Genomic DNA, 17,648 nt, shown 5'->3' on the forward strand with positions numbered 1-17,648 from the left:
GACAGACAACCAACCTCTAGCGCAATCGCTTATTAGCGACGCAGACCCAGGCGAGCGATCAGAGCGCTGTAACGGCTCACGTCCTTGCCTTTCAGGTAGTCCAGCAGCTTACGACGCTGGTTTACCATGCGGATCAGACCACGACGGGAGTGGTGATCTTTACCGTTGGCCTTGAAGTGACCTTGCAGTTTGTTGATGTTGTGGGTCAGCAGTGCAACTTGCACTTCTGGCGAACCAGTGTCACCAACAGCTTGCTGGTAGTCAGCTACGATTTGAGCTTTTTCTTGAACGTCGAGAGCCATGAGGCAATCCTTTTATCAGGAAACTGTTTCAAAGAAACAGCTTCAACAGGCCAGGGACAAATCCCTGTATCTATAAATGAGTAGTGACCATGCCTGTTAACAGCCACACTCGCCGGCCTGCTGTTACACAGGCCGGTTCCGGTCATTCTGACCGAATCAGTCGACGCGGCGCGATACGCCCGTCTTCGCTCACTTCACCGATACCGATGAAGCGACCGTTGTGATCCTGTACCCGTACCATGCCGAACTTCGGTGCATCCGGGGCGCGTACCGGTTGGCCGTTAAGCCAGTAGAACGCACTGTGTTCCGAGAAATGCAACAGTGGCCAGTCCAGCAGGCCGCTGTCCGATGGCATCAGGAAGCGGTCGACCGCTTCGTTGCCGCCTTCGGCATGTACTGCTTCCAGCTCTTCCAGAGTGACGGTCTGTGCAAGCGTGAAAGGCCCGGCCTGGGTACGTCGCAATTCAGCCACGTAAGCGCCACAACCGAGTTGCTCACCGATATCCTCCACCAGGGTGCGGATATAGGTGCCTTTGCTGCAATCCACTGCAAGCCGCGCAGTATCACCCTCAAAGGCCAGTAATTCCAAGCGCGCAATAGTAACAGAACGCGGTTCGCGCTCCACTACTTCGCCTGCACGGGCCAGCTTGTACAGCGGCTGCCCATCACGCTTGAGCGCCGAGTACATCGGCGGTATCTGACTGATTTGCCCACGAAATTTCGGCAGCACAGCTTCGATATCGACGCGACCAACGGTCACCGGACGCTCCAGCAAAACTTCACCTTCGGCATCGGCCGTGGTGGTGGTCTTGCCCAGTTGCGCCAGGGTTTCATAAGCCTTGTCGGAATCGAGCAGGTATTGCGAGAACTTGGTGGCCTCGCCGAAGCACAACGGCAGCACGCCAGTGGCCAGCGGATCGAGACTGCCGGTGTGCCCGGCCTTCTCGGCATTGAGCAACCAGCGGACCTTCTGCAACGCCGCGTTGGAGGTGAATCCCAGCGGCTTGTCGAGCAGGATGATGCCGCTGACGTTACGACGGATACGTTTGACCTGAGCCACCGATTACTCCTTGGCGTCTTCGGGTTCTGCCGCCACCGGGTGCTGATTGTCTTCAGCCACCGCACGCTCGATCAGGGCCGACAGGTGCGCGCCACGCACGACGCTTTCGTCGTAATGGAAGTGCAACTGCGGAACGCTGCGCAACTTCATTTCGCGAGCCAACTGCATACGCAGGAAACCGGCGGCGGAGTTGAGCACCTTGATGCTTTGCGCGATATCTTCAGCGCTGTCCTGCCCCATCACGGTGATGAATATCTTGGCGTGACCGACGTCACGGCTGACTTCAACAGCGGTAATGGTGACCAAACCGACGCGCGGATCTTTGACTTCACGACGGATCAGCTGTGCCAGCTCACGCTGCATCTGATCGCCGATACGTTGGGTACGGCTGTATTCTTTTGCCATGTCTTGTTACCTGTTACTGCCCCACGGTGAAACCCGAGGGGTCTGAAAGCGGCAAACGCCCGGCCTGACAAAAGCCAGACCGGGCGTTGCGTTTAGAGTCCGGACGTTGCGCCGCGCATCTGCATGCTGCGGCTCATCGTGGCCCTTGAAGTGCGCGAGTTAGAGGCTGCGAGCAACCTGAACCTTCTCGAAGACTTCGATCTTGTCGCCGACTTTGACGTCGTTGTAGCTCTTCACGCCAATACCGCATTCCATGCCGGCACGTACTTCAGAAGCGTCATCCTTGAAGCGGCGCAGGGATTCCAGCTCGCCTTCGAAGATAACGATGTCTTCACGCAGTACACGGATTGGACGGTTACGGTGAACAACACCTTCGATAACCATGCAACCGGCGATCGCGCCAAACTTCGGCGAACGGAACACGTCCCGCACTTCAGCGGTACCCAGGATGTTCTCGCGAACATCGCTGCCCAGCATACCGGTGAGGGCTTTCTTGACGTCTTCGATGATGTCGTAGATCACGTTGTAGTAACGCATATCCAGACCTTCCTGCTCGACGATCTTGCGAGCGCCAGCATCGGCACGCACGTTGAAGCCAAACAGTACAGCGTTGGAGGCCAGTGCCAGGTTGGCGTCGGATTCGGTGATACCACCGACACCGCCACCGACGACACGCACTTGCACTTCGTCGTTACCCAGGCCGTTCAAGGCACCGTTCAACGCTTCCAACGAACCACGGACGTCGGATTTGAGGACGATGTTGAGCGTCTTCTTCTCTGCCTGACCCATGTTTTCGAAGATGTTTTCCAGCTTGCCGGCGTGAGCGCGAGCCAGTTTGACTTCGCGGAACTTGCCTTGACGGAACAGAGCCACTTCACGGGCTTTCTTCTCGTCCGACAGCACGCTCATCTCGTCGCCAGCGTCCGGGGTACCGTCCAGGCCGAGGATCTCGACAGGGATGGAAGGACCGGCTTCCTTGATTGGCTTGCCGTTCTCGTCGAGCATGGCACGTACGCGGCCATAGTTCGAACCGACCAGCACCATGTCGCCTTGGCGCAGGGTACCGTCTTGAACCAGAACGGTTGCAACCGGGCCACGACCTTTGTCGAGACGCGATTCAACCACAACGCCGCGGCCAGGAGCCGAAGGGGTCGCTTTCAGTTCCAGAACTTCAGCTTGCAGCAGAACAGCTTCGAGCAACTCGTCCACGCCAGTACCGACTTTCGCCGAAACCGATACGAACGGGGTGTCGCCGCCCCACTCTTCCGAAGTCACGCCGTGAACCGACAGTTCGCTACGGATGCGATCGAGATCAGCGCCCGGCTTGTCGATTTTGTTCACTGCAACAACCAGCGGAACACCGGCAGCCTTGGCGTGCTGGACCGCTTCAATGGTCTGCGGCATTACGCCGTCGTCCGCTGCAACGACCAGGATCACGATGTCAGTCGCCTTGGCACCACGGGCACGCATTGCGGTAAACGCGGCGTGACCCGGAGTATCGAGGAAAGTGACCATGCCGCGATCAGTTTCAACGTGGTACGCACCGATGTGCTGGGTGATACCGCCGGCTTCGCCAGCAGCTACCTTGGCACGACGGATATAGTCGAGCAGCGAGGTCTTACCGTGGTCGACGTGGCCCATTACGGTTACGACTGGCGCACGGGAGAACGTCTCACCTTCAAACTTCAGGGACTCGGCCAGGGAATCTTCCAGGGCGGTGTCGCTGACCAGGGTCACTTTGTGGCCCAGTTCTTCGGCTACCAGTTGAGCAGTTTCCTGATCAAGCACCTGGTTGATGGTCGCTGGAGTACCCAGTTTGAACATGAACTTGATGATTTCAGCAGCCTTGACCGACATCTGATTGGCGAGATCGCCAACAGTGATGGTCTCGCCGATCTGCACATCACGCACGACAGGGCCGGTTGGGCTCTGGAAACCGTGGGCGTTGCGTTTTTTCAGCTTGGCCTTGCCGCGACCACCACGACGGAAGCCATCGCTTTCTTCGTCGGTAGTACGTGGCGCAACACGTGGAGCAGGCGCTTTTTCCTTGACCGACGCACGATGCGGAGCGTTTTTGCGCTCGCCATCGCCACTGCCACGACGATTGCTATCGTCGGCACGTGGTTTGTCCGGACGACGCTGTTCGTTCTGCTTGTTGCGAACATCGGCAGACGGCGCTGGTGCAGCAGCCACAACCGGCGCGCTTTCACGTACTGGCTCGGCAACTGCAGCAGGTGCTGCAACGGCGTCGTTAGTAGCGGATTGCGCAGCAGCAGGCTGGCGACGCGCTGCTTCTTCGGCGCGACGCTTGGCTTCTTCTTCAGCCTTCTGACGTGCAGCATTTTCTACTGCGCGGCGTTCTTCCAGTTCGCGCTTGCGCTCGGCTTCGATTTCTTCCGGGCTGCGCTGTACGAAGACTTTCTTCTTGCGTACTTCAACGCTGATGCTTTTGCTGCCAGCAACACGCAGGGTGCTGGTGGTTTTGCGCTGCAATGTAATCTTGCGCGGTTCTTCCACTTTCGCCTTGTGGCTGCTCTTCAAGTGAGTCAGCAAAGACTGCTTCTCACTATCGCTCACACCTTCATCGGCGGCGGTGTGCGGCAGACCTGCCTCACGCATCTGCTGCAACAGGCGCTCCACCGGTGTTTTGACCTCATCGGCCAGTTGTTTCACCGTGACTTGCGTCATGCACTTCTCTCCTCAGGCCGCGCCTAATTACTCGAACCAATGGGCTCGGGCGGCCATGATCAACTTGCCGGCACGATCATCGTCAATGCCGTCGATGTCGAGCAGATCGTCAATAGACTGCTCGGCCAGGTCTTCGCGGGTAATTACGCCGCGCACCGCCAGTTCCATCGCCAAATCCTTGTCCATACCCTCAAGCGAGAGCAGGTCTTCGGCCGGATGGGCGTCTGCCAGCTTTTCCTCAGTAGCGATGGCTTTGGTCAACAAACGATCCTTGGCGCGAGCGCGAAGCTCGTTGACGGTTTCTTCGTCAAAGCCGTCTATGTTGAGCATTTCTTCCAACGGTACGTAGGCAATCTCTTCCAGGCTGGTGAAGCCTTCATCTACCAGCACCTGTGCCAGGTCTTCGTCGACTTCCAGCTCGTCGATGAAGTTGCGCAGGATGTCGCCGGTTTCTGCTTGCTGCTTAGCCTGGATGTCCGATTCGGTCATCACGTTCAGGGTCCAGCCAGTCAACTGGCTAGCCAGACGCACGTTCTGACCACCGCGACCGATGGCCTGAGCCAGATTGTCTGCGCCAACGGCGATGTCCATTGCATGGGCATCTTCGTCAACGATAATTGCCGCCACTTCAGCCGGCGACATTGCATTGATCACGAACTGCGCCGGATTATCGTCCCACAGGACGATGTCCACACGCTCACCGCCCAACTCGCCGGACACTGCCTGGACGCGCGAACCGCGCATACCGATGCAAGCGCCTTGCGGGTCAATGCGTTTGTCCTTGGAGCGGACCGCGATCTTGGCGCGCGAACCCGGGTCGCGGGACGCAGCCATTACTTCGATCAGGCCTTCAGCGATTTCCGGCACTTCGATGCGGAACAACTCGATCAGCATTTCCGGCGCGGTACGCGACAGGATCAGCTGAGGGCCGCGGTTCTCGGTGCGGATTTCCTTGAGCAGCGCACGCAGACGCACGCCAACCCGGAAGGTTTCGCGAGAAATGATGTCTTCACGGGCCAGCAACGCTTCAGCGTTATTGCCCAGATCGACGATCACGTTGTCGCGGGTGACTTTCTTCACGGTGCCGGAGATGATTTCCCCCAGGCGCTCGCGATAGGCGTCAACGACTTGAGCACGCTCGGCTTCGCGAACTTTCTGCACGATGACTTGCTTGGCAGTCTGTGCAGCAATGCGGCCGAACTCGATGGACTCGATCTTTTCTTCGACAACGTCACCGACCTTGGCACCAGGATGCGTTTCTGCAACCTTGCTCGGCCAGGTTTCGATGGCCGGATCGTCCAGATCTGCTTCTTCGACGACCGTCCAGCGACGGAATGTCTCGTAAGCACCGGTGTGGCGATTGATTTCCACACGCAGATCGACTTCGTCCTCAAAACGCTTTTTGGTAGCAGTGGCCAGAGCCAGCTCCAGCGCTTCAAAAATTACGTTTGCCGGTACGCCCTTTTCATTGGATACCGACTCAACAACCAGCAGTACTTCTTTGCTCATCGTACGCCTCGCCTTTCGCAAGCCATTGGATCCGCGGGATCCGCGTCTCAGTCAAAACTGGGAATAATGTTGGCCTTGTCGATCATATCGATCGGCAACAGGAACTCATGGTCTTCAACCTGCACCACGACGTCCTGCTCTTCTACACCGCGCAGAAGGCCCTGAAAGTTGCGCCGACCTTCAAAAGGCGAGCGCAGCTTGATCTTCACTTGTTCACCGGCAAATTTTGCAAACTGCTCAATAGTGAACAGTGGGCGTTCCATGCCAGGCGAGGAAACTTCAAGGGTGTATTCAACGGCGATCGGATCTTCAACATCCAATACACCGCTGATCTGACGGCTGACGATGGCACAATCGTCCACCAGCACGCCGCCCTCTTTATCAATATAAACGCGCAACATTGAGTGGCGACCTTGAGCCGAAAACTCAATACCCCAGCATTCATAGCCTAGGGCCACGACCACCGGGGCCAGCAAGGCCTGCAACTCTTCTAGCTTGCTCGACACCTGAACCCCCTCGTGCATGTATGTGCATGCTGTGCAAAATAAAAAAATGGGCGAAACGCCCATCCTTGAAACGCCGTTGAACAGCGGCGTTGAAAGTGTCCAGCTAACAAAAAGCCCCTGAAAAGGGGCTCCTTAAACTGGTTGCGGGGGCCGGATTTGAACCGACGACCTTCGGGTTATGAGCCCGACGAGCTACCAGACTGCTCCACCCCGCGACAAAGCTGGGGCGGAAGTATACGACCGATCCCTGACAGGGTCAATGTAACCTTCCACCTACAAGAAAGCCCGCAACAGCGGGCTCTCCTGATAATTGGTACCGAGAAGGGGACTCGAACCCCTACACCCTATGGGCACAACCACCTCAAGGTTGCGTGTCTACCAATTCCACCACCTCGGCAATACTACGTTTGAAACCCTTCTTACTTCTGCTCTTGAGCTGGAGGCACGTCAGTCGCTGGAGTAGCCGACTTTTGCTCTTGAAGCACCGGGACATCATCAGAAGCCGGTTGTTGCTTTGGAACTTCCAACACTGCTGGATTTGGCAAACCTACTTGAGTCAGCTCATGAGCCTTCTCTTTAGCAAAGTAACCTAACCCTAAGCTGGTTATGAAGAAACCGGCGGCAAGTATAGCAGTAAACTTACTAAGAAAGGTAGAGGAACCTTGGCTTCCGAACACAGTATTTGAAGCACCTGCTCCGAAAGACGCGCCAGCATCCGCACCTTTACCCTGCTGCAGCAAAACCAGAGCAACTACGCCCAATGCACCCAGCAGATGAAAAACGACTACGACTGTTTCCAGCATTTTTTCAGTTTCCCGCGGCGCGACAAATCGCACCGAACTCATCTGCATTCAGGGAAGCCCCACCAATGAGCCCCCCATCGATATCCGGCATGCCGAACAGTTCGACCGCATTGGCCGCCTTCACGCTGCCGCCGTATAGAAGCCGCACACCTCGTGCAACCTCAGAATTTTCTGCCGCCAACTGAGCGCGAATGGCTGCATGCACATCCTGCGCCTGTTGCGGCGAAGCAGTCAGCCCGGTGCCAATGGCCCAGACCGGCTCGTAAGCGATTACTGCCTTTGCAAAGACGCCTACACCCAGCTCCTCGATGATACTGCCCAGCTGACGCCCGACAACCTCAAGAGTTTTCCCGGCTTCGCGCTCTTCGAGGGTCTCCCCTACGCACAACACCGGAATCAAGCCACATGCCTGCGCCGCTGCGAACTTGCGAATCAGCATTCCATCCTGCTCGCCCATTATCTGGCGGCGCTCGGAGTGCCCGACAAGCACCAGGGAACAACCTGCATCCACCAACTGACTCGGCGCAATTTCACCGGTCAATGCACCTTGCATAGATTCCACTGCAGAATTCTGCGCGCCGACCGAAACCGACTTGCCTTTCAAGCCATCAATCACTTGACTGATATGCAAGCAAGGCGGGAATACCGCGACATCAACACCGCTCGGCAAGGCCAGATGACTAAGGCCGTTGATCAGCTCAGCGACGCTGGCGCGGGTACCGTGCATCTTCCAGTTACCAGCTACCATAGGGCGACGCATGCTGTACCTCGTCGGTCAAAGTGGGCGCAGATGTTACCCAACACAATCATGGCTGGCAAGCCGAAATCAGACAGAAACTTCAGTTACCAGCTTTGCCAGCTCTTCGGCGTAACCGCGAACCTGCGTTTCGTCCTCGCCCTCGACCATGACCCGCACCAGCGGCTCTGTCCCGGACTTGCGCAACAACACGCGCCCACGACCAGCCATCGCCTGAGTAACACGGTCGCGGGCCTCCTTGACGGTCGGATGCTCGAGTGGATTCGCACCACCGCCAAACCGGACATTGATCAACACCTGAGGGCACTTGCGCAGCGCCTGACGGGACTGAGCCAAGCCTTCTGTGCGTCTCTTTAGAGCCATCAACACCTGCAGCGCAGCAATGATCGCATCACCAGTGGTGGTATGACTGAAGCAGACAATGTGCCCCGAGTTCTCCCCACCCACCTGCCAATCGCGCTCCAGCAACTCGGAGATCACGTAACGGTCGCCAACGTTAGCCCGCACAAAAGGAATCGCCAGATCCGCCAGGGCCAATTCCAGCCCCAGGTTACTCATCAGCGTACCGACCACGCCGCCCTGCAACTTGCCGCGCTCTTGCAGATCGCGAGCAATGATGAACAACAACTCGTCGCCGTCGACGACAGCACCAGTGTGATCAACCATCTGGACCCGATCACCATCACCGTCAAAGGCGATACCCAAATCGGCCTGCTCGGCCAATACGGCAGCTTGCAGCGGCTCCATATGGGTCGAACCGCAATTCTCATTGATGTTCAGGCCATTAGGATGAGCAGAAAGCACAACGACATCGGCCCCCAACTCACGGAACACACTAGGCGCCACTTTATAGGTCGCACCGTGGGCACAGTCGATCACGATCTTCAGCCCAGCGAAACTGGTGCCGGTCGGAACGCTGCTCTTGCAGAATTCGATATAACGACCCGAGGCGTCGTTGATTCGCGATACCTTGCCGATTTTGCTCGATTCAACCACGGTCATCGGGGTATCGAGCAACTCTTCGATCATCAACTCAACTTCATCCGGAAGCTTGGTGCCCTTCCCGGAGAAAAATTTGATGCCGTTGTCGTCATGAGGGTTGTGCGAAGCGCTGATCACGATGCCGGCTTCGGCATGAAAGGTACGTGTCAGATAGGCGATGGCCGGCGTCGGCATCGGCCCCAGGAGCATCACATCAGCACCTGCCGAGGTCAGCCCAGCCTCAAGCGCCGACTCGAACATGTAACCGGAGATCCGGGTGTCCTTGCCCACCAGCACCTTGCAGGCACCCATGCTGCGAAATGCCATGCCTGCTGCCCAGCCAAGCTTGAGCATGAAATCAGGAGTTATCGGGTATTGACCGACCCGACCACGAATGCCGTCGGTGCCAAAGTATTTTTTACTCATAAGTACTCCATCATTCTTATTCGGCTGATTCTACTGCGGCAATCATTCGCACTACGTCGACCGTTTCAGCCACATCATGGACGCGCAATATACGCGCCCCCTTGACCGAAGCCAGTGCCGCGAGCGCCAAACCACCATGCAGGCGCTCTCCCACCGGCCGATTCAAGGCCTGCCCGATCATGCTCTTTCGCGAAACCCCGACCAACAGGGGTCGTCCCAAGACATGCAAGGCTTCCATATGCTTAAACAAGCTCAGGTTGTGCTGCAAGGTTTTCGCGAAGCCGAAGCCCGGATCGAGAATAATCCGCTCAGCGGGAATGCCCACCGACGCGCATTGAACCATGCGTTCAGCGAGAAACTCGCCGACCTCTTTAGTTACATTCTGGTACTGCGGATTGTCCTGCATGTCGCCCGGCTCACCGAGCATATGCATCAGACACACCGGCAAACCGGTGGCCGCCGCCGCATCCAGGGCGCCATCTCGACGCAACGAACGCACATCATTGATCAAACCCGCCCCCAGCCTCGCGGTTTCACGCATGACCGCCGGTGTGGAGGTATCGACCGAGATAATCACATCGAGTTCACGACTGATACGCTCAACGATAGGCGCTACACGCTCGAGCTCTTCAAGCGGCGAAACCGCCCTGGCACCGGGCCGGGTCGATTCGCCACCAACGTCGATCAGCGTTGCGCCAGCCGCCACCATCGCCTCGGCGTGGCGCAGCGCCGCATCCAGCTGGCTGAATTGGCCGCCATCGGAAAAGGAGTCGGGAGTGACATTGAGAATGCCCATGACATGCGTCTGGGCCAAATCAAGAACCCGGTTGCCGCAAGGCAACCGGGTCGAGGACTGAACAGAAGTCATTTCAAACCTTATACATCAGCAGCCGGGCCACCGATTGGTGTTTCCGGACGCCCATCCTGCACCGCCGGAGGCGTACCAGAAGTATCACTTCCGCCAGACCAGTCGCGAGGTTCGCGAGGCGCACGCCCTGCCATGATGTCATCGATCTGATCAGCATCGATCGTCTCGTACTTCATCAAGGCATCCGCCATGGCGTCAAGCTTGTCACGGTTATCCGTGAGGATCTGTTTGGCCGTGCCGTAGCACTGGTCAATGATGCTGCGCACTTCGGAATCGATCAGCTTGGCTGTCTCGCCGGAGAAGCTGGCATGTTGACCACCGCCGCCACGACCAAGGAACACTTCGCCCTCTTCTTCGGCGTACATCAACGGACCAAGTTTTTCCGACAGACCCCACTTGGTCACCATGTTTCGTGCAATCTGGCTGGCACGCATGATGTCGTTGGATGCACCGGTGGTGACACCATCGAAGCCCAGGGTCATCTCTTCAGCGATACGACCGCCGTACAGCGAGCAGATCTGACTGATCAGCGCACGCTTGGACAGGCTATAGCGATCTTCTTCCGGCAGAAACATGGTCACACCGAGAGCGCGACCGCGCGGGATGATCGACACTTTGTAGACCGGATCATGCTCAGGCACGACGCGACCGACAATAGCGTGGCCAGCTTCGTGATAAGCAGTGTTCTGCTTCTCTTTCTCGGACATGACCATGGATTTGCGCTCGGCACCCATCATGATCTTGTCTTTGGCCAACTCGAACTCTTTCATCTCGACGATGCGCTTGCCAGCACGAGCCGCGAACAACGACGCTTCGTTCACCAGGTTGGCCAGGTCGGCACCGGAGAAACCAGGAGTACCACGTGCGATCACGGCCGGAGCGACGTCGTCACCCATTGGCACTTTGCGCATGTGGACTTTGAGAATTTGCTCGCGACCACGGATATCCGGCAGACCGACCACGACCTGACGGTCGAAACGGCCCGGGCGCAGCAATGCAGGGTCCAGCACGTCGGGACGGTTGGTCGCTGCGATGACGATGATGCCGTCATTCATTTCGAAGCCGTCCATCTCTACCAGCAACTGGTTGAGTGTCTGTTCGCGCTCGTCATGACCGCCGCCCATGCCGGCACCACGGTGGCGACCGACGGCGTCGATTTCATCGATGAAGATGATGCATGGCGCGTGTTTCTTCGCCTGCTCGAACATGTCACGAACACGACTGGCACCGACACCGACGAACATTTCGACGAAATCGGAACCGGAAATGGTGAAGAACGGCACTTTGGCTTCGCCGGCAATCGCCTTGGCAATCAAGGTTTTACCAGTACCAGGAGGACCGACCATCAGCACGCCACGAGGAATGCGACCGCCCAAACGCTGGAACTTGCCCGGATCACGCAGGAATTCGACCAGCTCGCCAACTTCCTCCTTGGCTTCGTCGCAACCGGCAACGTCAGCCAAAGTGGTTTTCACCTGATCTTCGGAGAGCAGGCGCGCCTTGCTCTTGCCGAAGCTCATCGGCCCACCCTTGCCACCGGCACCACCCTGCATCTGCCGCATGAAGAACATGAAGACAGCGATGATCACCAAGATCGGGAAGCTTGCGACCAGGAGTTGAGTCCAGATGCTTTGCTGCTCAGGCTGCTTGCCTTCAACTACCACGTGGTTATCCACGAGGTCGCCGATCAGGCCATTGTCCTGGATTGCCGGACGAATGGTCTTAAAGCTGTCGCCATCGTTGCGCTTGCCGGTAATCACGTAGCCATCAACCGCTACGCGCTCGACCTTGCCATCCTTGACCTGCTGGATGAAGTCGGAATAGTTGAGGGTCTGCGGCTCGTTAGGGCTGGAGAAGTTGTTCATCACCGTCACCAGGACAGCCGCGATGATCAACCACAGGATCAGATTCTTTGCCATATCGTTCAATTAACTACCCTCTGAAGCAAGCTCCGCTAATGGCGCGTGCTTCGCATGATATTCACCGGCCTAACTTACTACATTACCTACGGCTCTGGCAGGCGCCGTCTGTAACCCTTTGTGAAACACTTTCTACACAGTATTCGCTAATGCTCGCGGGACGAAATACGAAAAACCTATCGCCCCGGTCGAAAAACCTCTTATTCCTCACTGCGGCCGCGGAAACCACGGCCCAGCAAGTACTGCTCACGGGAGCGATCGCGCGACGATTTCGGCTTGCGCGTCGTCACCTTCTCGAACTGCTTGCGCACGCTCTTGTGGTATTCGTCGAAACCTTCACCCTGGAAGACCTTGATCAAAAAATCACCACCTGGCTTCAACACCCGAGTCGCAAGATCCAGTGCCAACTCGCACAGGAACATCGATCGCGGCATATCAACAGACGCCAATCCACTCATATTGGGGGCCATATCGGAAATCACAAGGTCCACCTCGTTTTTTCCGACCGCTTCAAGGATCTGCGCCAGTACCGCGTCCTCGGTGAAGTCGCCCTGAATGAAGGTCACATCCGGGATGCTGTCCATTTCCAGAATGTCGGAAGCGATCAGCGTGCCTTGCCCACCAATCAGACGACTGGTCACCTGGGACCAGCCACCCGGGGCGGCGCCCAAGTCGATCACGCTCATGCCTGGACGGATCAAACGATCCCTTTCCTGAATCTCCAGCAGTTTGTAGCTGGCACGGGAGCGATACCCGTCTTTTTGCGCCATTTTCACGAATGGGTCGTTGAAATGCTCTTGGAGCCATTTAAGACTTGTCTTGGAACGGGCCACGGGCCACCTCGAAAATAAAACGGGTCGTGATTAACTGGGCGGTCCCGGACTCGCTCGGGTAAACTGGCCGCCGCTTTTTACAAGATCAGACGCAGGGGTCAGATTATGCCGCTCACTCAAGAGCAGAAGAAACAGTACAAATCCATTGGCCACCATCTGAAACCAGTTTTGATTGTGGCTGACAACGGTTTGACTGAAGGTGTGTTAGCCGAACTTGAACGCGCGTTGGCGGATCACGAGCTGATCAAAATCAAGCTCAACATCCTCGATCGCGAATCGCGCCTGGCAGCCATTGCAGAACTCTGCAAGGCCGGCAAAGCCGATCTGGTTCAGGTCATCGGCAAGATGGCACTGATTTACCGCAAGAACTTCAGCGTCAACAAGCAGCTGTCGAACGTCCATCGCTTCAAGTGATGACAAGGGTCAAGGGTGTGCTTCGCGCGCCCTGACACTCCATCCCGGTACCGGTTGCATCACCAACACCAGCCCGGAAAATCCCAGAACAAGATAGCTGAACAGCTGCCAATGCGCCGCCTGCGGCCAGCCGACGCGGACCGCGAAATACATCGCGCCCCCATACAGCGCCATCATCAGCAGTTGCCCGCGAATATCGCGCCATAGACTGGCACGGCCCTCGGCCTGAACCAGCACCAAAGCCTGAAAAATCACACACACCGCGGCAAATCCCACCATCAGTGTATTCAGCATGCCTGCAATTTCGTCGATCAGCAGCGGCGCCAGGCCTATTCGCCCTAGCACCGGCAGCAGACCGATATGCAACAGCCACAGGCCGCCAACCCACAACATTTGGGTCAGCTGCCAAAGCATGGCGCCCGCACGTAGCGGGCGCCTTCTTTCAGATGTGGCGAACTTCGACAATCTCATACTCGATAACGCCACCTGGCGTTTTCACGGCGACCACATCACCCTCTTCCTTGGCAATCAAGGCGCGGGCTAGTGGCGAACCCACCGAAATCTTGCCGAGTTTGAAGTCAGCCTCATCCTCACCCACGATGTGGTAAGTGACGCTTTCATCAGTCTCGACGTTGGCAATTTCAACGGTGGTGCCGAAAATCACTTTGCCGGTGTGAGGAATGGTCGTGACATCGATGATCACCTGATTCTGAATCCGGCCCTCGATATCACGAATCCGCGCCTCGACCATACCCTGCTGCTCGCGAGCAGCGTGGTATTCGGCGTTTTCTTTCAAATCACCCAACTCGCGGGCCGTACCGATGTCCTGGCTGAGCTTCGGACGGACGACCTTGGTCAGATGAGCGTGCTCTTCTTCCAGGGCTTTCGCGCCCTGGACGGTCATTGGGTATTTGATCATGCCTTCAATCCTGCGTGTAGATCCTGCAAGCGGCGCACGGTCTTCTCGGGACCGAACTTCAGCGCTTCACAGATAGCTTCGCCAGCAGCAATGGTAGTGGTGCAGTAGATCTTGTGCTGCAAGGCATTACGACGAATGGAGTAGGAATCGGCGATCGACTGGCGACCTTCGGTGGTGTTGATAATCAGGGTGACTTCGTCATTCTTGATCATGTCGACCACGTGCGGACGCCCCTCGGTCACCTTGTTCACACGACGCACTTTCAGGCCTGCGGCTTCGATCAGCTTGGCAGTACCGGCAGTGGCGACCACTTCGAAGCCCAAGTTGATCAGATCACGGGCCACGCCTGCAACCAGTGGCTTGTCATCGTCACGCACGCTGATGAACGCGGTGCCGCCAGTCGGCAGCACTTCGCTGGCACCCATCTGGGCTTTGGCAAAGGCTTCGCCGAAGGTGTCGCCCACGCCCATCACTTCACCGGTGGACTTCATCTCAGGGCCCAGGATCGGGTCCACGCCAGGGAATTTGGCGAATGGGAACACCGCCTCTTTCACGCTGTAGAAGTTCGGAATGATTTCTTTGGTGAAGCCGATTTCCTTCAGGGTTTTACCGGCCATCACGCGAGCCGCGATCATTGCCAGGGAAACACCGATGCACTTGGACACGAACGGTACGGTACGGGAAGCGCGCGGGTTGACTTCGATGACGTAGATGTCTTCGCCTTGCAGCGCCAACTGAACGTTCATCAGGCCGACAACGCCCAGTTCCAGGGCCATTTTCTTGACCTGTTCGCGCATCTCGTCCTGGATGTGAGCAGGCAGCGAGTACGGCGGCAGGGAGCACGCGGAGTCACCGGAGTGAACACCGGCCTGCTCGATGTGCTGCATGATCGCGCCGATCACCACGTCGGTGCCGTCGCAGACCGCATCCACGTCCATTTCGATGGCGCAATTGAGGAAGTGATCGAGCAACACCGGGCTGTCGTTGGACACTTTCACCGCATCACGCAGGTAGCGCTTGAGTTCTTCTTCTTCGTAGACGATTTCCATCGCGCGGCCGCCCAGTACGTAGGACGGACGAACCACCAGCGGATAACCGATCTTGGCGGCGGCACGAATCGCTTCGTCTTCGCTGCGCACGGTGGCGTTTGGCGGCTGACGCAGGTTCAGACGCTCAACCATTTGCTGGAAGCGCTCACGGTCTTCGGCACGGTCGATGGCGTCAGGGCTGGTGCCGATGATTGGCACGCCGGCTTCTTCCAGGGCACGCGCCAGTTTCAGCGGGGTTTGGCCGCCGTACTGGACGATCACGCCTTTCGGCTTCTCGACACGGACGATTTCCAGCACGTCTTCCAGGGTCACTGGTTCGAAGTACAGGCGATCGGAGGTGTCGTAGTCGGTGGAAACGGTTTCCGGGTTGCAGTTGACCATGATGGTCTCATAACCGTCTTCGCGCAGGGCCAGTGCCGCGTGCACGCAGCAATAGTCGAACTCGATACCCTGGCCGATACGGTTTGGACCGCCGCCGAGGATCATGATCTTGTCGCGGCCCGACGGAGCGGCTTCGCACTCTTCCTCGTACGTCGAGTAGAGGTAAGCGGTGTCGGTGGCGAACTCGGCCGCGCAGGTGTCAACGCGCTTGTAGACCGGGAAGATTTCCAGCTTGTGACGGTGGCGACGCAGAGCCTTCTCGGTCACGCCCAGCAGCTTGGCCAGACGCATGTCGGAGAAACCCTTGCGCTTGAGGCGGAACATCAAGTCGTGGTCGATGCTGGCCAGACCCAAGGTTTTGACCTTCTCTTCTTCCTTGATCAGATCTTCGATCTGCACCAGGAACCACGGGTCGATCATGTTCATGCCGAAAATATCTTCGACCGACAGGCCGGCGCGGAACGCGTCAGCGACGTACCAGATACGCTCGGCGCCAGGCACGGTCAGTTCGCGCTTGAGGATGCTCATGCTTTCCGGGTTGCTCAGGTCGAGCTTCTCGTCCAGGCCGCAAACGCCCACTTCCAGACCGCGCAGGGCTTTCTGCAGGGATTCCTGGAAGGTCCGGCCGATGGCCATGACTTCACCGACCGACTTCATTTGAGTGGTCAGGCGCGCGTCGGCTTTCGGGAATTTCTCGAAGGCGAAGCGTGGCAGCTTGGTGACGACGTAGTCGATGGACGGCTCGAAGGATGCAGGAGTAGCGCCGCCGGTGATTTCGTTCTGCAGCTCGTCCAGGGTGTAGCCGATCGCCAGTTTGGCAGCGATACGCGCAATCGGGAAACCAGTGGCTTTCGAGGCCAGTGCCGAAGAGCGGGATACACGCGGGTTCATCTCGATCACGACCATACGGCCAGTGTCCGGGCAGATGCCAAACTGAACGTTGGAGCCGCCGGTTTCCACGCCGATCTCACGCAGTACCGCCAACGAGGCGTTACGCATGATCTGGTATTCCTTGTCCGTCAGGGTTTGCGCCGGCGCAACGGTGATCGAGTCACCGGTGTGCACGCCCATCGGGTCGAAGTTTTCGATGGAGCAGACGATGATGCAGTTGTCCTTCTTATCGCGGACAACCTCCATCTCGTACTCTTTCCAGCCGATCAGCGATTCGTCGATCAGCAGCTCTTTGGTCGGCGACAAATCCAGACCGCGAGCGCAGATCTCTTCGAACTCTTCACGGTTGTAAGCGATACCGCCACCCGTGCCGCCCATGGTGAAGGACGGACGGATGATGCACGGGAAGCCCAGGCGTTCGAGAACGGCGTTGGCCTCTTCCATGCTATGGGCGATACCCGAACGCGGGCAGTCCAGACCGATGGATTTCATCGCCTTGTCGAAGCGCGAACGGTCTTCAGCCTTGTCGATGGTGTCCGCGTTGGCGCCGATCATCTCTACGCCGAACTTCTCCAGAACGCCTTCGCGCTCCAGGTCCAGTGCGCAGTTCAGAGCGGTCTGGCCGCCCATGGTCGGCAGCAGCGCGTCCGGACGCTCTTTCTCGATGATCTTGGCAACGGTCTGCCACTTGATCGGCTCGATGTAGGTGGCGTCGGCCATGGCCGGGTCGGTCATGATGGTCGCCGGGTTGGAGTTCACCAGGATGACGCGGTAACCCTCCTCGCGCAGGGCTTTACAGGCCTGGGCGCCGGAGTAGTCGAATTCGCAGGCCTGGCCGATCACGATCGGGCCAGCGCCGAGAATCAGGATGCTTTTAATGTCTGTACGTTTTGGCATGGGTTGTCACTCAAATCCGCAGGTCAGTCGGCAAGCCGTC

General features: G+C 57.6%; 16 protein-coding genes and 2 tRNA genes. 1 reads left to right on the top strand and 17 read right to left on the bottom strand.

What is annotated here, in order from left to right; translation table 11 throughout:
- Positions 1 to 32: 32 nt before the first annotated feature.
- The 14 genes from rpsO to rlmE form a co-directional block, all read right to left on the bottom strand.
- The gene (gene rpsO / locus IC37_RS08035; RefSeq protein ID WP_003197723.1) at positions 33 to 302 is read right to left on the bottom strand and encodes a 30S ribosomal protein S15; all 270 of its coding nucleotides are present in this window, start codon (positions 300 to 302) and stop codon (positions 33 to 35) included.
- 142 nt (positions 303 to 444) lie between these two features.
- Positions 445 to 1,362, bottom strand: coding sequence for a tRNA pseudouridine(55) synthase TruB (gene truB, locus IC37_RS08040; protein ID WP_030128076.1), 918 nt, complete (start codon positions 1,360 to 1,362; stop codon positions 445 to 447).
- A gap of 3 nt (positions 1,363 to 1,365) precedes the next feature.
- Positions 1,366 to 1,767 carry a 30S ribosome-binding factor RbfA gene (rbfA, locus tag IC37_RS08045; RefSeq protein ID WP_030128077.1) on the bottom strand — a complete coding sequence of 134 codons (402 nt, stop codon included), beginning with the start codon at positions 1,765 to 1,767 and terminating at the stop codon, positions 1,366 to 1,368.
- A gap of 159 nt (positions 1,768 to 1,926) precedes the next feature.
- Complete coding sequence (infB, locus tag IC37_RS08050; RefSeq protein WP_030128078.1) at positions 1,927 to 4,455, bottom strand: translation initiation factor IF-2; 2,529 nt, start codon at positions 4,453 to 4,455, stop codon at positions 1,927 to 1,929.
- A 27-nt stretch (positions 4,456 to 4,482) separates the two neighbouring features.
- Complete coding sequence (gene nusA, locus IC37_RS08055) at positions 4,483 to 5,964, bottom strand: transcription termination factor NusA (RefSeq protein ID WP_007900474.1); 1,482 nt, start codon at positions 5,962 to 5,964, stop codon at positions 4,483 to 4,485.
- 47 nt (positions 5,965 to 6,011) lie between these two features.
- A complete protein-coding gene (rimP, locus tag IC37_RS08060; protein ID WP_010463487.1) occupies positions 6,012 to 6,470 on the bottom strand; it encodes a ribosome maturation factor RimP in 459 nt (152 codons plus the stop codon).
- A gap of 138 nt (positions 6,471 to 6,608) precedes the next feature.
- Positions 6,609 to 6,685: transfer RNA gene (locus IC37_RS08065), tRNA-Met, on the bottom strand.
- A 96-nt stretch (positions 6,686 to 6,781) separates the two neighbouring features.
- Positions 6,782 to 6,867: transfer RNA gene (locus IC37_RS08070), tRNA-Leu, on the bottom strand.
- Positions 6,868 to 6,889: 22 nt separating this feature from the next.
- A complete protein-coding gene (secG, locus tag IC37_RS08075; protein WP_030128079.1) occupies positions 6,890 to 7,273 on the bottom strand; it encodes a preprotein translocase subunit SecG in 384 nt (127 codons plus the stop codon).
- Positions 7,274 to 7,277: 4 nt separating this feature from the next.
- Positions 7,278 to 8,033, bottom strand: coding sequence for a triose-phosphate isomerase (tpiA, locus tag IC37_RS08080; RefSeq protein WP_030128080.1), 756 nt, complete (start codon positions 8,031 to 8,033; stop codon positions 7,278 to 7,280).
- A gap of 66 nt (positions 8,034 to 8,099) precedes the next feature.
- Positions 8,100 to 9,437 carry a phosphoglucosamine mutase gene (glmM, locus tag IC37_RS08085; RefSeq protein WP_030128081.1) on the bottom strand — a complete coding sequence of 446 codons (1,338 nt, stop codon included), beginning with the start codon at positions 9,435 to 9,437 and terminating at the stop codon, positions 8,100 to 8,102.
- A 16-nt stretch (positions 9,438 to 9,453) separates the two neighbouring features.
- Entirely contained in the window at positions 9,454 to 10,305 is an 852-nt protein-coding gene (folP, locus tag IC37_RS08090) for a dihydropteroate synthase (protein WP_030128082.1), read from the bottom strand.
- Between the two features lie 8 nt (positions 10,306 to 10,313).
- Positions 10,314 to 12,224, bottom strand: a complete 1,911-nt coding sequence (gene ftsH / locus IC37_RS08095; protein ID WP_030128083.1) for an ATP-dependent zinc metalloprotease FtsH — start codon at positions 12,222 to 12,224, stop codon at positions 10,314 to 10,316.
- 200 nt (positions 12,225 to 12,424) lie between these two features.
- The gene (rlmE, locus tag IC37_RS08100; protein WP_003177853.1) at positions 12,425 to 13,057 is read right to left on the bottom strand and encodes a 23S rRNA (uridine(2552)-2'-O)-methyltransferase RlmE; all 633 of its coding nucleotides are present in this window, start codon (positions 13,055 to 13,057) and stop codon (positions 12,425 to 12,427) included.
- Positions 13,058 to 13,162: 105 nt separating this feature from the next.
- Here rlmE and IC37_RS08105 point away from each other — a divergent pair, with 105 nt between their 5' ends.
- On the top strand, positions 13,163 to 13,471 hold the full coding sequence (locus IC37_RS08105) for a YhbY family RNA-binding protein (RefSeq protein ID WP_007900503.1): 309 nt from the start codon (positions 13,163 to 13,165) through the stop codon (positions 13,469 to 13,471).
- 9 nt (positions 13,472 to 13,480) lie between these two features.
- Here IC37_RS08105 and IC37_RS08110 read toward each other — a convergent pair whose 3' ends face one another.
- The 3 genes from IC37_RS08110 to carB are packed head-to-tail and all read right to left on the bottom strand — an operon-like array spanning position 13,481 to position 17,608.
- The gene (locus IC37_RS08110; RefSeq protein ID WP_030128084.1) at positions 13,481 to 13,885 is read right to left on the bottom strand and encodes a hypothetical protein; all 405 of its coding nucleotides are present in this window, start codon (positions 13,883 to 13,885) and stop codon (positions 13,481 to 13,483) included.
- 28 nt (positions 13,886 to 13,913) lie between these two features.
- Positions 13,914 to 14,390, bottom strand: a complete 477-nt coding sequence (greA, locus tag IC37_RS08115) for a transcription elongation factor GreA (protein ID WP_010463507.1) — start codon at positions 14,388 to 14,390, stop codon at positions 13,914 to 13,916.
- Positions 14,387 to 17,608 carry a carbamoyl-phosphate synthase large subunit gene (carB, locus tag IC37_RS08120; protein WP_030128085.1) on the bottom strand — a complete coding sequence of 1,074 codons (3,222 nt, stop codon included), beginning with the start codon at positions 17,606 to 17,608 and terminating at the stop codon, positions 14,387 to 14,389. The genes greA and carB overlap by 4 nt, the downstream gene beginning before the upstream one ends.
- Positions 17,609 to 17,648 lie beyond the last annotated feature (40 nt).

Source organism: Pseudomonas sp. QTF5 (assembly GCF_000512695.2).
Classification (GTDB): Bacteria; Pseudomonadota; Gammaproteobacteria; order Pseudomonadales; family Pseudomonadaceae; genus Aquipseudomonas.

Excerpts from the sequence above, each read along its gene's own strand:
- rpsO (WP_003197723.1), bottom strand. The coding sequence starts at position 302 with ATGGCTCTCGACGTTCAAGAAAAAGCTCAAATCGTAGCTGACTACCAG.
- glmM (WP_030128081.1), bottom strand. The coding sequence starts at position 9,437 with ATGAGTAAAAAATACTTTGGCACCGACGGCATTCGTGGTCGGGTCGGT.
- rbfA (WP_030128077.1), bottom strand. The coding sequence starts at position 1,767 with ATGGCAAAAGAATACAGCCGTACCCAACGTATCGGCGATCAGATGCAG.
- IC37_RS08110 (WP_030128084.1), bottom strand. The coding sequence starts at position 13,885 with ATGCTTTGGCAGCTGACCCAAATGTTGTGGGTTGGCGGCCTGTGGCTG.
- nusA (WP_007900474.1), bottom strand. The coding sequence starts at position 5,964 with ATGAGCAAAGAAGTACTGCTGGTTGTTGAGTCGGTATCCAATGAAAAG.
- IC37_RS08105 (WP_007900503.1), top strand. The coding sequence starts at position 13,163 with ATGCCGCTCACTCAAGAGCAGAAGAAACAGTACAAATCCATTGGCCAC.
- secG (WP_030128079.1), bottom strand. The coding sequence starts at position 7,273 with ATGCTGGAAACAGTCGTAGTCGTTTTTCATCTGCTGGGTGCATTGGGC.
- ftsH (WP_030128083.1), bottom strand. The coding sequence starts at position 12,224 with ATGGCAAAGAATCTGATCCTGTGGTTGATCATCGCGGCTGTCCTGGTG.
- carB (WP_030128085.1), bottom strand. The coding sequence starts at position 17,608 with ATGCCAAAACGTACAGACATTAAAAGCATCCTGATTCTCGGCGCTGGC.
- tpiA (WP_030128080.1), bottom strand. The coding sequence starts at position 8,033 with ATGCGTCGCCCTATGGTAGCTGGTAACTGGAAGATGCACGGTACCCGC.
- folP (WP_030128082.1), bottom strand. The coding sequence starts at position 10,305 with ATGACTTCTGTTCAGTCCTCGACCCGGTTGCCTTGCGGCAACCGGGTT.
- greA (WP_010463507.1), bottom strand. The coding sequence starts at position 14,390 with ATGATCAAATACCCAATGACCGTCCAGGGCGCGAAAGCCCTGGAAGAA.
- infB (WP_030128078.1), bottom strand. The coding sequence starts at position 4,455 with ATGACGCAAGTCACGGTGAAACAACTGGCCGATGAGGTCAAAACACCG.